At 42.2% G+C, this 13805-nt stretch carries 10 protein-coding genes; 3 read left to right on the forward strand and 7 right to left on the reverse strand.

Features of this window, described 5'->3' with window-relative positions; translation table 11 throughout:
• Window positions 1–22: 22 nt before the first annotated feature.
• Window positions 23–1039, forward strand: a complete 1017-nt coding sequence (locus DK188_RS12100) for an LLM class flavin-dependent oxidoreductase (RefSeq protein WP_111671255.1) — start codon at window positions 23–25, stop codon at window positions 1037–1039.
• A 362-nt stretch (window positions 1040–1401) separates the two neighbouring features.
• On the forward strand, window positions 1402–6801 hold the full coding sequence (locus DK188_RS12105) for a CHAT domain-containing protein (RefSeq protein WP_111671088.1): 5400 nt from the start codon (window positions 1402–1404) through the stop codon (window positions 6799–6801).
• Between the two features lie 65 nt (window positions 6802–6866).
• Here DK188_RS12105 and pfkA read toward each other — a convergent pair whose 3' ends face one another.
• The 3 genes from pfkA to DK188_RS12120 form a co-directional block, all read right to left on the reverse strand.
• Window positions 6867–7853, reverse strand: coding sequence for a 6-phosphofructokinase (gene pfkA, locus DK188_RS12110; RefSeq protein WP_111671089.1), 987 nt, complete (start codon window positions 7851–7853; stop codon window positions 6867–6869).
• Complete coding sequence (locus tag DK188_RS12115) at window positions 7854–8225, reverse strand: methylglyoxal synthase (protein ID WP_111671090.1); 372 nt, start codon at window positions 8223–8225, stop codon at window positions 7854–7856.
• Between the two features lie 169 nt (window positions 8226–8394).
• Complete coding sequence (locus tag DK188_RS12120; RefSeq protein WP_111671091.1) at window positions 8395–10437, reverse strand: S9 family peptidase; 2043 nt, start codon at window positions 10435–10437, stop codon at window positions 8395–8397.
• Window positions 10438–10604: 167 nt separating this feature from the next.
• On the opposite strand from DK188_RS12120, the gene mscL reads away from it, so the two are divergent.
• Window positions 10605–11030: a large-conductance mechanosensitive channel protein MscL gene (gene mscL, locus DK188_RS12125; protein WP_111671092.1), complete on the forward strand. Its 426-nt coding sequence runs from the start codon at window positions 10605–10607 to the stop codon at window positions 11028–11030.
• A 34-nt stretch (window positions 11031–11064) separates the two neighbouring features.
• Here mscL and DK188_RS12130 read toward each other — a convergent pair whose 3' ends face one another.
• The 4 genes from DK188_RS12130 to DK188_RS12145 form a co-directional block, all read right to left on the reverse strand.
• Window positions 11065–11493, reverse strand: coding sequence for a hypothetical protein (locus DK188_RS12130; protein ID WP_111671093.1), 429 nt, complete (start codon window positions 11491–11493; stop codon window positions 11065–11067).
• A gap of 5 nt (window positions 11494–11498) precedes the next feature.
• Window positions 11499–11858 carry a hypothetical protein gene (locus DK188_RS12135; protein ID WP_111671094.1) on the reverse strand — a complete coding sequence of 120 codons (360 nt, stop codon included), beginning with the start codon at window positions 11856–11858 and terminating at the stop codon, window positions 11499–11501.
• 31 nt (window positions 11859–11889) lie between these two features.
• Window positions 11890–12435, reverse strand: a complete 546-nt coding sequence (locus tag DK188_RS12140) for an RNA polymerase sigma factor (RefSeq protein WP_111671095.1) — start codon at window positions 12433–12435, stop codon at window positions 11890–11892.
• Window positions 12436–12525: 90 nt separating this feature from the next.
• Window positions 12526–13449, reverse strand: a complete 924-nt coding sequence (locus DK188_RS12145; RefSeq protein ID WP_111671096.1) for a universal stress protein — start codon at window positions 13447–13449, stop codon at window positions 12526–12528.
• Window positions 13450–13805 lie beyond the last annotated feature (356 nt).

Here is a 13805-nt window from a genome sequence, read left to right on the forward strand (position 1 = left end):
GAAGTGAGTAGTGAAAGATGAAATGAAAGATTCTATTCCGTATTCCATATTAGATTTAGCCATTCTCCGAAAAAACGCTGATGCGGCTGATGCTTATCACAGGAGTTTGGACTTGGCCCAGCATGCCGAAGCATGGGGGTATTCCCGATTTTGGCTTGCCGAACACCACAATATGTCCAGCGTCGGTAGTTCCGCTCCGATGATCCTGATGGGGAATATCGCGGGAGGTACAAGCAAAATACGCGTAGGCTCAGGTGGAATTATGCTGCCTAATCACAGTCCGCTAATGGTTGCTGAGCAGATAGGGACACTGGAAACTTTATATCCCGGCCGAATTGATTTGGGCTTGGGCAGGGCACCAGGTACTGATCAAAAAACTGCTTCTGCACTTCGAAGAGGCAGGGTGGAAACTGTCAATGATTTCCCGCAGGATCTGGAGGATCTTCAACTTTACTTTTCTTTGGAAAATTCTCGATCGGAGGTAAGAGCTTTTCCAGCAGAAGGACTTGAGGTCCCGATTTACCTGTTGGGATCAAGTATGAGCAGTGCCGTATTGGCTGCAGAAAAAGGACTGCCGTATGTTTTTGCGAGTCACTTTGCTCCGACTTATTTTTTACAGGCTATTAGATATTATCAGACTAATTTCAAACCTTCTGAACAATGGAAGGAACCGTATGCGATTGCCTGCGTCAATGTAATCGCTGCGGAAACAGATGAAGAAGCAAATTTTTTAGTTACCTCATTTTATCAAATGGCACTTGGGATCATTCGGGGCAAATCTTATCCGCTGATGCCACCTGTGGATGATATGAGTGAGGTGTGGACCGCGCAGGAGGCTGCTGCAATTCAGAATATGATGGCGGTGACATTTGTAGGTTCAAAGGAAACTATTGCCGCAGGTCTGGAGGATCTGATCAAATTTACCAAGGTCAATGAATTGATGATTACGACCAATATCTATGATCACGAAGCGCGATTAAAGTCATTTGAAATCACTGCCGAAGTGATGAAGGAAATGAATTTAGATCGAGTAGGTTGAGTTGTTAAGCTGATCATTTTTTCTGCTTTGCTTGGATAGCATTAATACAAAAATGCTTCTATTTCTGAAAAACATATTTTTTTCCTGATTTTTTATTGATGCATCTAGCTCAAATTAGGTTTTGGAATTGCTGACAGTCTATCGAAAATTCAGCTGTTTTTCCCGATCGGGTCCCTTTTACTTTATTAGTAGTCTGAAATAACCCTGACCTGTTTTTTGTATTCTTTTAAATAACTGGTTAGCTTTAATTGATTGTATATCTAACGCTTAGCCAGCTAATTCTCGGTGCAACGACTTTTTAAAGTGCCCTGATGATTACCTGGATTTTTAATTGAATGCCGATTTTTAACACCTAACACCTTATGTCAACACTCAAAATCAAATTACGCGGGCAAGAATTGCCAAAGGAAGTTTCCCAGATTGAGGATCAGTCACTTGAATTTTATAATGTTAGGAGGACTTTTTCAGTGGAGAGCTCCACGAGAAGTGATGTCCCTGAGCAGGTATTGGAACTGAATGATGACGAGATTCTTGAGCTCGACTTTGATGACAATACTTTCTGGCTGGGGGATGCTGATTCGATCAAACAGATTTTTTCAAAAGAACTGAAGCGGAGTGGGGAAGGAGAGGAGATTTACCTCACAGGTGACATTGAAACAGACGAACAGGATCGAAGTTTGGTCCAGAAAGTAGTCATCAAGGCTGCCAAGGTTTTTGTAAAAAACAAGGTCATCCGCCCAGGGATTCGTACACTGGCTACCAAAGCTGAAAATGCCGCATTGAAGTTTGCCGGAAAGCCATTTGATCAGGTGGGCCCAGCTATGATTTTATCCGTGTCTAAAGACTTTGATCTAGTCGAAACAGACTTTTCAAAACTGGATACAACCAAAAAAAGTCTACTGCTCATACACGGAACTGGATCCTCGTCTTTGGGATCTTTCGGAGAGATGAAAGGTACAGAGGAGTGGAATAAGTTAGTGGATTACTATGGAGGGACTAATCTATTTGCATTGCAGCATCGGACACTGACTTGCAGTCCTTTGCAAAATGTGTTGGCGGCATTTGAGGCCTTACCTAGCGGAATCACGCTGGATTTGATTACCCATTCCAGAGGTGGTTTGGTGGCAGATTTGCTGGCCAGATTCGCCTCGCATCCTGATGGATTTGGTGCAGATGAGTTGGATGTTTTGAAGGAAAATGAGCGGGAAACTGACCTGACAACCATAGCAGAACTGGCTAAAGTTGCCAAATCTAAAAAAATCACCATTGATCGGGTCATTCGGGTAGCTTGTCCTGCCAATGGAACCACACTGGCTTCTCAGCGAATGGATATGTTTCTCAATGTGACCATCAACCTCCTGGGAGGGGCGATAGGCGGAGTGACCAATCCGATTTTCAATTCCCTGAAAGAGCTCGTGTTGGCAACTGTTGAGACAAAAGATGATGTCTCTGTTTTGCCAGGTCTAGAGTCCATGAACCCTGAGTCCCCATTTATCAAAGTGCTCAATTTTCAGGGGACTGAGAAAAAAATTGATTCCCATCTGATCGTCATAGCTGGCAGCAGCGAACTTAGCTTGACGTTCAAAAGCTTGTTGGTATTGGTAGGGAAGTTCTTCTTCAGAGGGAAAAATGATCTCGTCGTAGACACCGCCAGTATGGAATTTGGGGCGCTTCGAAAAGAAGGGAACGTGTATCTCTTTTTGGAAGAAACAGGGAAAATTGACCACATCACCTATTTCAAGACTCCCAAAATCAGAAAGATCATTCAGACTGGGCTATTGGGCAATTTGGAAGAATTTACCGGTACCAAGAGAACAGATGATATCACTTTTGTAAGAGGTGGAAGTGTGCTGGAGGGAGGTACGTACATGGGAACAGAAGTCACAGGCAAGAGACCGATTCTTGTCCTCCTGCCCGGTATCATGGGATCTAATCTCAAAGACAAGGATAATTTGTTGTGGATTAATTATGGACGCTTTTTGCTTGGTCATCTCAAAGGCCTAAAGCCATCCGAAAATGATGGGATTGACCCGGATTCACTTATCAAGACCTCCTACATGGATTTGGGTGAATACTTGAAGAAAAATTACGACATCGTCGCATTTCCCTTTGACTGGAGACTCAGTATGAAGGGCAATGCAGCACTTTTGAATCAAAAAATTGAAGAGCTTCTAGAATACCAAGTGCCAATCAAAATGGTTGGGCATAGCATGGGTGGTGTCTTGACCAGGGATTTTATATTGTACCATCCTGAGACCTATGCGAAACTAAAGGTAGTCCCAGGCTTCAAAATTCTATTCCTCGGTTCTCCACTGGGGGGGTCCTACCGCATTCCTTATGTGCTTTTTGGAAAAGACGGAATTATCAAGTTATTGGCAAAAATTGACATCAGAAATTCATCCAAAGAGCTGTTGACTATTTTCGTCAATTTCCCAGGGATTTTGGCGTTACTTCCCATCAACTGGTCAGGAAAGCATGATTTCTCGGATCGTTCCTTTTGGGAGAAGCTTCGCAAAGCTTCCGGAGATGATTCGTGGCCTATTCCCAGCGAATCTGACCTCAAGGAATTTGGAGAATACCAGAATTTGGTATTGCAGCAGAAAGGAAAGATTGACTATGACCAGATTTATTACATCGCTGGACAAAGCAGGAAGAAAAAATCAACCATCTCAGATCTTGAGATTCGGGATGGTAACCTGACTTTTATTGCGACTAATCAAGGAGATGAAAGTGTGACCTGGGAAAGTGGAATCCCAAAAGAAATCATCGAACAAGACCATCTTTACTATGCCAATGTCACCCATGGTGGACTTTCCAACCAGAAAAAAATATTTGGAGCCATCGAGGATATTTTGAATCAGGGTAAAACGGGACGTTTGCAAAATAGCCTTCCTTTAGCCCGGGGAAATACAAAAAGTTTCGAGGCAAAAGAAGAGGAGATTTTTGATTTGAGCAAACAAAACACAATTCAAACCTTACTGGGGCTTGGTCAGGATGGAGAAGCAATAGACTATGAGACACCGATTCAGGTCAAAGTTTGCCATGGAGATTTGGTTCATGCAGAATACCCCGTTTTAGCCGGCCATTTCAATTTTGATGCGATCCTGACTACAGAAAAGGTAATTGATAAAAAATTGGACGGGGAATTGACTCGACTGCTCAACTTGGGCTTATATCCAGGTCCGATCGGGACCCACCAAATTGTACTCTCCAAAGATGTAACGAATGTGGACCGGGAGTTTAAAGGTGCTGTAATCGTGGGTATGGGTGTGCCGGGTGAATTGACCCCTTTCCAGCTCATGACCACCGTATCCAGAGGTATTTGTAGGTATTTGACGATTAGGAATGTCAGAGAAGAAATCCCTGATAGAAACTTGAATGAGTCATTGGAAGAGCTAGAAAATGAACCAACCGCTGACAAGAATGCCAGTGAGCGGGAGGTCTTGGGGATTTCAGTGATTGCTTTGGCAAATTCCTATGGAGGATTTTCGAATGAAAGTTCCATTAGATCCATCATTTTGGGTATTCAGGATGCCAATCGAAAGATCCGGGAAACCTACAAAGGGAAAGTTCAGGTCATCGAAGAAATCGAAATAATTGAGCTCTTTCATGACCGTGCGTTGGGAATTCTCCGCACGGTCAAAAACCTGGAGCAAGACGAAAGCCGGGAGTTTAATATTTCTGTTCCGACACTTACACTTGTCAAAAAAGTCGGTAGACTTTCACGGATTCCATTTGACAATACTTCCGATTGGTGGTCAAGAATCAAAGTAACAGAGGAAAAGGAAAAAGAAGGTGCTCAGGCTTTTGGTAAAAGAATTCTAATGGCTATCGCCACCAACGGTGCCAAAGAAAATGAATTACCGCTCTTGGCGAATGTGAAAAACATTGAGACTCTGCTTGAACAGATGACTCACAAGAATCAGTTTGAGCCGGAAATCGCCAAAACTATGTTTGAACTTTTGATTCCCTACGGATTCAAAGAGGATCTCAAAAGGCAGAATAACATCACCTGGGTAGTAGATAAGCGTACGGCCAGTTTTCCTTGGGAGATGTTGCAGGAGGACCTGAATGGAATGCCGCTTAGCATTCACTCCGGAATGGTTCGACAATTGGCCACATCAGACTTTAGGAAAAATGTAACGCATGTCCAAGAGAGGAAAGCCTTGGTGGTGGGAGACCCTGAGCTCAAAGGCTATATGCCACAGCTCAAAGGTGCTGAAAAAGAGGCAGTGATGGTCAGTGAAATGCTGAAAAACCAGGGTTTTGAAACCCAAAGTTTGATCAAAAGCACAGCTCCGAGTATTGTTTTGAAGCTTTTCACTCAGAATTATAAAATCATCCATCTGGCAGGTCATGGAGTCTTCAATGCTGGGACTGGGGCTGGAAGTGGTATGGTTATCGGTGATGGTAATTTCCTCACGACAAGTGACATCGCCCAAATGAGCAAAGTACCTGAGTTTGTGTTTGTCAATTGTTGTTACTTGGGTCAGATGTCGGGTGAGGCTGAGGAGGAGTATCAAAACAGAAACAAACTTGCCGCAAATATCGGTACACAATTGATCGAAATAGGCGTCAAAGCAGTAATTGTGGCTGGTTGGGCAATAGACGATGCCGCTGCGGTTGACTTCTGCGAACGATTTTATGCGTGTTTGCTTTCAGGGGTGACATTCGGAGAGGCTACCAAGTCTGCTCGTAAGCTGGTTTTTGAGCGGTACAAGGGACGAACCAATACCTGGGGAGCTTACCAGTGTTATGGTGATCCTTTCTATAAACTGGACGGGTTATCCTCGGGATCCCATCATAGTTCCAAGTTTTACCTCAAGGAGGAGGTTGAACTTGAACTTTTCAATATGGCTTATTTGCTCGAGTCCAAAAGTCTTAAGCCTGAGGACGCATTGAAAAAACTGGTCGTTTTAGAAGACGCGATCAAGCAATCTGATTTTTCAGGTGAAAAAATCACAGAGTACAAGGCTGATGTCTACAGTAAGTTGGGGGACTATAAAACTGCTCTCATTCACTATGAGAAATTGACTAAACTGGAAAAAGCCGGATTCTCGCTGAGAGCCCTGGAGCAATATTGCAACGTGACCTGTAAGTATTGGGTAGAAGAATTTGCAGCTAATCCCAAAAAGAAAAAAGAAGCGCAAACTGAAGTTGACTCTGCTATTTCGAGAATAACAAGCCTTTTGGCACTCGGTGAGACATCGGAGCGATATAGTTTGCTGGGTAGTGCTTACAAACGAAAGCTAATGCTTCAAAAAGATGATAAGCAGGCATTTATTGAGACTGTAAAGAATTCCTCCAAAGCCTATTTTAAAGCTGCTGAGATTTCCAAATACAAATTAGCCTACCCTATAAACAATGCACTTCAGCTGGGAAAAATTTATGAACTTGTCTCAGGTCTTGATTTGCCAAGTGAAGGAAAAACCAAACTTAAATTTGATAAAATCTTAGATTCATTGGACCTTCATATTAGATCCAATCCAAAGGAAAAGAAGGATTTTTGGGACATGGTTACTGATTTTAATTTATTGCTATCCAGACTGTTGATTGAAAAGAAGACAAGTAAAGCTTCATTGGAAAATCTCAAAAAATCTTACCAAGATGTTTGGAAAAAGGCTGGAAGTACCTCTGACCGAAAGGCGGAGGAAGAACATCTGGATACCTTGATTTCTGGCCTGAATTTTATCGAATCAGCAAACGGAAATCAGTTGAAAGAGCAGCTTGAAAAACTCAAAATAGATTTGGTAGTGGACTGAAAAAAGAGATAGTATTAATCCAAAAAATAAGACCCACAGCTGGAAGTTGTGGGTCTTTGTTTTAATTAGGTAGAGAGGATGTTGGCTACTCTGAGATCATCTTCATCGACTTTTTTATCATCGACGATAGCTTTGACTATTGGAGTGAAGACCACTTTATGATTAATTAGGCCCGCCATCACATCGTATTTTCCTTGCATCAGACCTTCCACCGCCGCAACGCCTAATTTTGAAGCTAGAAGCCTGTCAAATGAGGTAGGTGCTCCACCACGCTGCAAGTGACCTAAGATGGTCACCTTGATGTCATAATAAGGAAGAAATTTCTTCACTTTATCCGCAATTTCCTGAGCTGAGCCACTTTTCCCACCTTCAGCAACGATGACGATGTTTGACGTTTTCATCGCTTTGGTTCTGGATTTTAGTTTTTCCACCAATGTTTCGATTGGCGTTTTATTTTCCGGAATTAAAATCGCAGCTGCTGCGCTGCCAATTCCAGCATTGATTGCAATGAATCCTGCATCCCGTCCCATAACTTCCACAAAGAACAATCTGTCGTGGGAAGTAGCAGTATCTCTGATTTTGTCTATGGCTTCGATGGCAGTGTTACAAGCAGTATCAAAGCCTATAGTTGAGTCAGTTCCAGAGAGGTCATTGTCGATGGTGCCAGGAAGCCCAACAGCTGGAATTCCATATTCCTGAAAGAACAAATGAGCTCCAGTAAGGGAACCGTCTCCTCCGATTACTATCAGTGCATCAATCCCATGTGTCTTGAGATTCTTGTATGCTTTTTTCCTTCCTTCCGGAGTTCTAAACTCTTCACTCCGTGCAGATTTCAGAAATGTTCCGCCTCGCTCCAACACATGGGTGATGTTCTTGGAATCGAGTTTTTTGATGTCATTTTGGATCATCCCTTCGTAGCCACGATAGATGCCATACATTTCTAAATTATAATAAAAACCCGCTCTAACTGCGGCGCGAATGGCTGCGTTCATTCCGGGGGCATCTCCACCTGAGGTGAGCACGCCAATTTTTTTTATGGTTTTGAGTTCCATTTAAGGTAGTGTTAAGGCTTTAAACATGAGAGCTGCTGACGCAGGATTGGTGGCCAATGGGATATTGTGTACATCACAAATCCGCATCAGCATTTGTACATCCGGTTCGTGGGGATGCTTATCAAGTGGATCGCGGAAAAAGATGACTGCGTCAAGCTTCTTTTCAGCAGCCATGGCAGCGATCTGCGCATCACCACCAAGCGGGCCTGATAATAGACGCTCGACTTCAAATCCAGCCCGCTCGATATGAGAACCTGTTGTACCCGTAGCGACCAGATCGATATCCACGCGATGCAAATCATCTCGGAATCCGCTTAAAAAATGTACCATGTCGGCTTTTTTGCCATCATGGGCGATTAGGGCGATTTTCATTGATAGGTGCTAATAGGTTCAGGTCAAAGTTAGGAAAAATTCGGATTTCCCTTTAGAAGACATGTTTTTTAAAGGCTGAAATATGCAATTGAAAGTCGAAACCGATGGTTAGTTTTCAATTCATCTCTTTTTTTTCAAAAAGGAAATTTGAGATTCCGGCAGAGAATCGCTAGCTGATTTTTCCTTCCAGCATAAGCAGAAAGGTGTATTCCAATGCAAGTTCCTTTAAAGCATTAAACCTGCCCGAAGCTCCTCCGTGCCCAGCTTCCATATTGGTATCCAAAAGCAATAAATTATCATCGGTTTTCATCGATCTAAGCTTAGCTACCCATTTGGTGGGTTCCCAATATTGCACCTGAGAATCATGTAAACCTGATGTGACCAATATGTTTGGATAAGCTTTAGGCGCTACATTATCGTAAGGTGAGTAGGAGAGCATGTATTCGTAATATTCCTTATCCTTTGGATTTCCCCATTCCTGAAATTCCCCCGTGGTCAAGGGAATACTTTCATCCAGCATGGTGGTGACTACATCTACAAAGGGTACATTGGCTATAGCACCATTGAATAGCTCTGGTCGTAAATTTATCACAGCACCTACCAATAGGCCTCCAGCGCTACCACCCATTGCATACAGATGTGCTGCCGAAGTATATTTCTGCGCGATAAGATGTTCGGCGCAAGAGATGAAATCCGTGAATGTATTTCGCTTGTTGAGCATTTTCCCTTGCTCATACCAATGGCGCCCCAAGTCTTCTCCTCCTCGGATATGAGCTATCGCAAAGACAAATCCCCGATCCAATAGACTCAGTCTGTTGCTCGAAAAGTAAGCATCCATGCTATATCCGTAAGATCCGTAGGAATAGAGTAAAAGGGGATTTTCACCGGTTTTTGAAAAAAGTGATTTTCGGTAAACCAAGGAAATCGGAACCAATGTTCCGTCTTCTGCTTTTGCCCAAATTCGCTCTGAATGATACAATCCTGGGTCATGACCACCGACTACTTCTTGCTGCTTGAGTAGTGTTTTTTCACCGGTGATCATGTTAAAATCAAATACTGAGCTGGGAGTTACTAAGGAATTGTATCCAAATCTCACTACATCTGTATCAAACTCTGGATTGGTACTGACCCATGCGGTGTAGGTTTCATCGTCAAACGTAAGGGAATAGGCTTCACCTTCCCAAGGCATAATCTGAATTTGAGTAAGGCCATTTGACCGCTCTTGAGTCACCAAGTATCTTGAGAATAAGTCGAAATCTTCCAACAAAACCGAAGAACGATGAGCAATCACATCGATCCAATTTGATTTTCCTGGATCGGAGATCGGAGCCTTGACCAATTTGAAGTTTTGTGCGTTTTCGTTGGTTTTGATCCAAAAGAAATCCCCATAGTAATCCGCTGCATATTCCAAATGAGGAATTCGTTCCTGAAGAATCTGAAATTCACTATCAGGCCTATCCGATTTCAAAAATCTCATTTCTGAAGAAATAGTACTCTCTGAATGAATAAACAGGTACTCTTCGCTTTTGGATTTGTGGACCATGCAGGAAAACTCTTCGTCAGGCTCTTCGTAAATCAATTGATCCTTTTTGAAGTCTGATCCAAGTATGTGCTTATAGATTTGGTAGGATCTCAGGGTTTCAGGATCTTGTTTGGAATAGAATACCGTCCGATTATCAGCTGCCCAGACTAGGTTTCCGGTGATTTCGGGTATAGAATCAGAAAGAATCTCCCCAGTTTCTAGATTTTTGAAATGGATAGTATAAATTCTTCTTCCGACTTCATCTGCTGCAAAGGCTAGAATTTTTTGATCTGGAGAAGTAGCGGTACTTCCTACCTGATAGTAGGATTTTCCGTTTGCCAATTCGTTTACATTGAGTAAAACTTCTTCGGGGCTCAGTTGGGAACCTTTTCTTCGACAGTAGATAGGGTATTCTTCCCCTTTTTCGTAACGGACATACCAGAAATAGCCTGATTTGAAATAAGGTACAGTCTGATCATCCTCCTTGATTCGAGCTTTCATTTCCTCAAAAAGATTCTCCTGAAACTCTTCTGTGGGTTTCATGACAGTTTTGAGGTACTTGTTTTCTGCATGTAGGTAATCGATGACCTCAGGATTTTCCCTGTCATTCATCCAATAATACTCATCGATGCGCTGATGGCCGTGAATTTCTAAAAGTTGTGGTTTTTTCGGTGCGATGGGTGATTGCATTCCAATAGAATTAGTGTGCAAGGTTAATGAAAATTAAATAGTCTAAGTTCAAAAAAAGGAAGTATATCCCTTCATTTCTCAATCGCTGAGATCTAATTTATTTCAGCTATTGGAGATCAGCGTATTTTTCAGAATATTTATCGATACATCAACCAACCTGATAATTTATGGGAATGCTTAAAGAGTTTAAAGAGTTTGCCGTCAAAGGCAATGTCATCGATCTGGCGGTCGGTGTAATCATTGGTGGGGCTTTTGGAAAGATTGTCTCCTCCTTTGTCAACGATGTGGTCATGCCACCAATTGGACTTTTGATAGGTGGAGTAGATTTTAAAGATCTCAATCTTGTTTTAAAAGAAGCCAGTCTCAGCGAAGCTGGAGAAGAGATAGCTGCTGTCACATTGAATTACGGGATGTTTATTCAAAATGTGGTCGATTTTGTCATCATAGCATTTGTGATTTTCCTTGCTATAAAAGGCATCAACCAAATGAATAAGAAAAAAGAAGAGGCTCCGGCACCTCCGCCACCACCACCGGCACCTACACCTTCGGAGAAACTCTTGGAAGAAATCAGAGATTTACTGAAGAAACAATAAAAAAATGGCCCTGAATTAAATTTCAGGGCCATTTTTAATTTCCTCCTCTCCCTCGTTGGTAGAGTTGTCGGTTAAAATCTCTGGCAATATTATTTAGCATGAGGATTTGTCTGGAAGAAAGAACTTTTGAAACCTCTGAAACAAATGCCTTTTCTTTTTCGAGTAGGTCTGCTTGGAATTGAAATCGTTTTGCAATGCGGGACTTTGCTTCCTCCTCGCTCACAGATTCTGATCCTCTACCCAAATCAGAAATTTGACGCATAATTTTCTCCCTGTCATCATTGTATTGATTGAATATAGGCCAGAATTTTTCCGCCTGTTCTGGTTTGAGATCTATGCGTGTAGTAATGAAAGCAATGCGCGCAGCCTGGAGTTTTTCAGGATCTATGGATGGCCTCTGTGCAAAAGCATTGGATCCGAAGATCAAAACAATAAGGAGAGCTAGTATATGGGACTTTTTCATAGTATTTAAAACCAATTTAGTTCGTTTTCTGTCCAAAGATCTTCGGACAAAGGCATTTCTTCTTCAATTATCTGATCAAGAATCGCATTGGGATCGTCAGTCATACTCAAAATATCCTCAGCAGTCCAGACTTGACTTTCTATGTAGAGATTGGCGACTTCCTCAGCGGACAGCACCGGCGGTTCGGATTTGAAAACTCCTGCTTGCCAAGAAAGTCCAAGGCCGATAATTATCGATGCTGCTGCCGCGACACGAATCCAGATGTGTTGTTTTTTGACTCTGGATCTAACTAGGATTTGGTCGGGCAATCGGTCAAAATATCCCTCAGGTGCTTCAAAGTCTTTTAATTTTGGCAAATGATTCATAGCTAGTTAGACAAGGATAGTGGGTTTAAGTTTACTCTGAAAGTACAGAATGTTCAATTTTTTTTACTGCATGATGGTAGCTGGCTTTTAGCGCACCGATACTTGTTCCTGTGATTTCGGCCATCTGTTCATAGGTAAGTTCTTCTTGGTATTTCAGGTGAAATACTAGCCTCTGTTTCTCAGGAAGGGTAAGCAGTGCTTTTTGAAGTTTGATTTGGATTTGATCTCCATTCAACGTTCCCGGTTGATCGAGGTAGGATTCTAGTTTTTCTTGGTGATCCTCTAGAGCAAATGAAAATCGTTTTTTCTTTTTTTCCAGGAAAGTCAAAGCTTCATTCGTTGCGATCCGGTACAACCAAGTGAATACAGAAGAGTTTCCTTCAAACTTATCCAGGTATCTGAAGGCTTTGATGAAGGTGTTTTGGGTGAGATCATCTGCATCCTCATGGATGAGCACCATCCTACGAATTACCTGATACACTCTCTTTTGGTATGTCTCAATCAAATGCCGGAACCCTATCTCCCTGGTGAATGGTGATTTGATCTGCTCCAGTAATTGTTGATCGGTAGGTGACATACTTGAGTCGTTAGACTGGAGTAGGGAGTCAGAGTTTAACGAAAAAGAAAAAGAGCCCAAAAATTAAGGCTCTTTATTTCTTCGATCCAGTTAGATCTCGAGAATGTAATCCAGGATTCCGGCATTTTTTCCCTTTGGTCGGGTGACAAGCAATGGTAAGCTGTCATTGTATTGAATCAGGCGCTCGGCCATGCTTCCAATAAAGAGCGCAGTAGCGGCGGTTCGTCCCTTTGCTCCGATGATGATTCCATCAGCATCAATTTCAAGTGCTTTGGCTACGATTTCTTGTACGGGGTCATCATCGTCGTCTTTGGTGTAAATCGGCGTGATTTTGATGCCTTTGGTATCTATTTTTCGAATGAATTTTTTAAAATTGATTTCGGCATGCATCTTCATGATCTCAGTAAACTCTTCGTAGCTTTTTCCGGTGAAGTGATACCCTGTGGGCACTGAAAATACATTCTGGCAAACAATTTCAGCTTTGCCTCCATGCTTGGCTACAATCATGATCGCTTCCTCGAGTGCATCTTTAGAATAATCAGAAAAGTCGCTCGGTACGAGTAATCTATTAATCCGCGGTCTGGATCCTTCTGGTACAATCAACAAGGAACAGCTGGCTCGTCTGGCCAGACGCTGAGAAGCTACTCCAGTTCCAGGAAGATCTACTTTTCGCCCGATGATGATCATGTCAGCGGATTTTTCCTCAGCCAACTTCAGGATTTTCTTAGAAAGGTTTCCTTCTTTGACAACAAAACTGATTGAAATCCCTTTCAAATCCTTAAAATGATCGCTCACCAATTTTTCCATGGCTTCTTTCCGCTCATTGATCATGTTTTCGATCAGATTGGGGAATTCCTCCAGGACTTCTTTTGGGATAGAAAGGTTCTTTATGATGTTTGCAAAATATATTTTTTTCGTCTGATTGACCTTTGCTATGAATACAGCATGTTCAATTAATGTCTGATCTAAAGGTGTCTGGTCAAGACAAACAATCAATTTCTTAATCAGGTACATAGTAACTGTGGGTTTTGCGCTACAAAGTTAAGTTTAAGCAAATGAATCTATCCAGAAATCCGCAAAATAAAATTTTGATTTTTTGAACGGCAATTCCTTCATTTTGATTTTCGCTGGAATTGGGAGCTTTCTTTAGAAAATAATATTTGGAACTTAGGACGTGATCTCCAATGTGATGGAGATTTAATTGAGGCAGAATTGATTTTGAAATCGTTTTTTTCCAAACACTCCCGGCTTCAACTCGTATATTTGTGGAGTCCGGGCCGCCGACTTGTTCAAACTTCACAATTTAATTACAATATCGAGTGAAGCCCTTTCCAAAAACAGGCCTCATCCAATTCTTCAACGAAAAGGAC

It is taken from the genome of Algoriphagus litoralis, assembly GCF_003259255.1.
Classification (GTDB): domain Bacteria; phylum Bacteroidota; class Bacteroidia; order Cytophagales; family Cyclobacteriaceae; genus Algoriphagus; species Algoriphagus litoralis.

What these genes read in the sequence shown, in the direction of transcription:
- DK188_RS12120 (WP_111671091.1), bottom strand. Translation starts at nt 10,437, where the DNA reads ATGCAATCACCCATCGCACCGAAAAAACCACAACTTTTAGAAATTCAC.
- mscL (WP_111671092.1), top strand. Translation starts at nt 10,605, where the DNA reads ATGGGAATGCTTAAAGAGTTTAAAGAGTTTGCCGTCAAAGGCAATGTC.
- DK188_RS12135 (WP_111671094.1), bottom strand. Translation starts at nt 11,858, where the DNA reads ATGAATCATTTGCCAAAATTAAAAGACTTTGAAGCACCTGAGGGATAT.
- DK188_RS12105 (WP_111671088.1), top strand. Translation starts at nt 1,402, where the DNA reads ATGTCAACACTCAAAATCAAATTACGCGGGCAAGAATTGCCAAAGGAA.
- DK188_RS12115 (WP_111671090.1), bottom strand. Translation starts at nt 8,225, where the DNA reads ATGAAAATCGCCCTAATCGCCCATGATGGCAAAAAAGCCGACATGGTA.
- pfkA (WP_111671089.1), bottom strand. Translation starts at nt 7,853, where the DNA reads ATGGAACTCAAAACCATAAAAAAAATTGGCGTGCTCACCTCAGGTGGA.
- DK188_RS12130 (WP_111671093.1), bottom strand. Translation starts at nt 11,493, where the DNA reads ATGAAAAAGTCCCATATACTAGCTCTCCTTATTGTTTTGATCTTCGGA.
- DK188_RS12100 (WP_111671255.1), top strand. Translation starts at nt 23, where the DNA reads ATGAAAGATTCTATTCCGTATTCCATATTAGATTTAGCCATTCTCCGA.
- DK188_RS12140 (WP_111671095.1), bottom strand. Translation starts at nt 12,435, where the DNA reads ATGTCACCTACCGATCAACAATTACTGGAGCAGATCAAATCACCATTC.
- DK188_RS12145 (WP_111671096.1), bottom strand. Translation starts at nt 13,449, where the DNA reads ATGTACCTGATTAAGAAATTGATTGTTTGTCTTGACCAGACACCTTTA.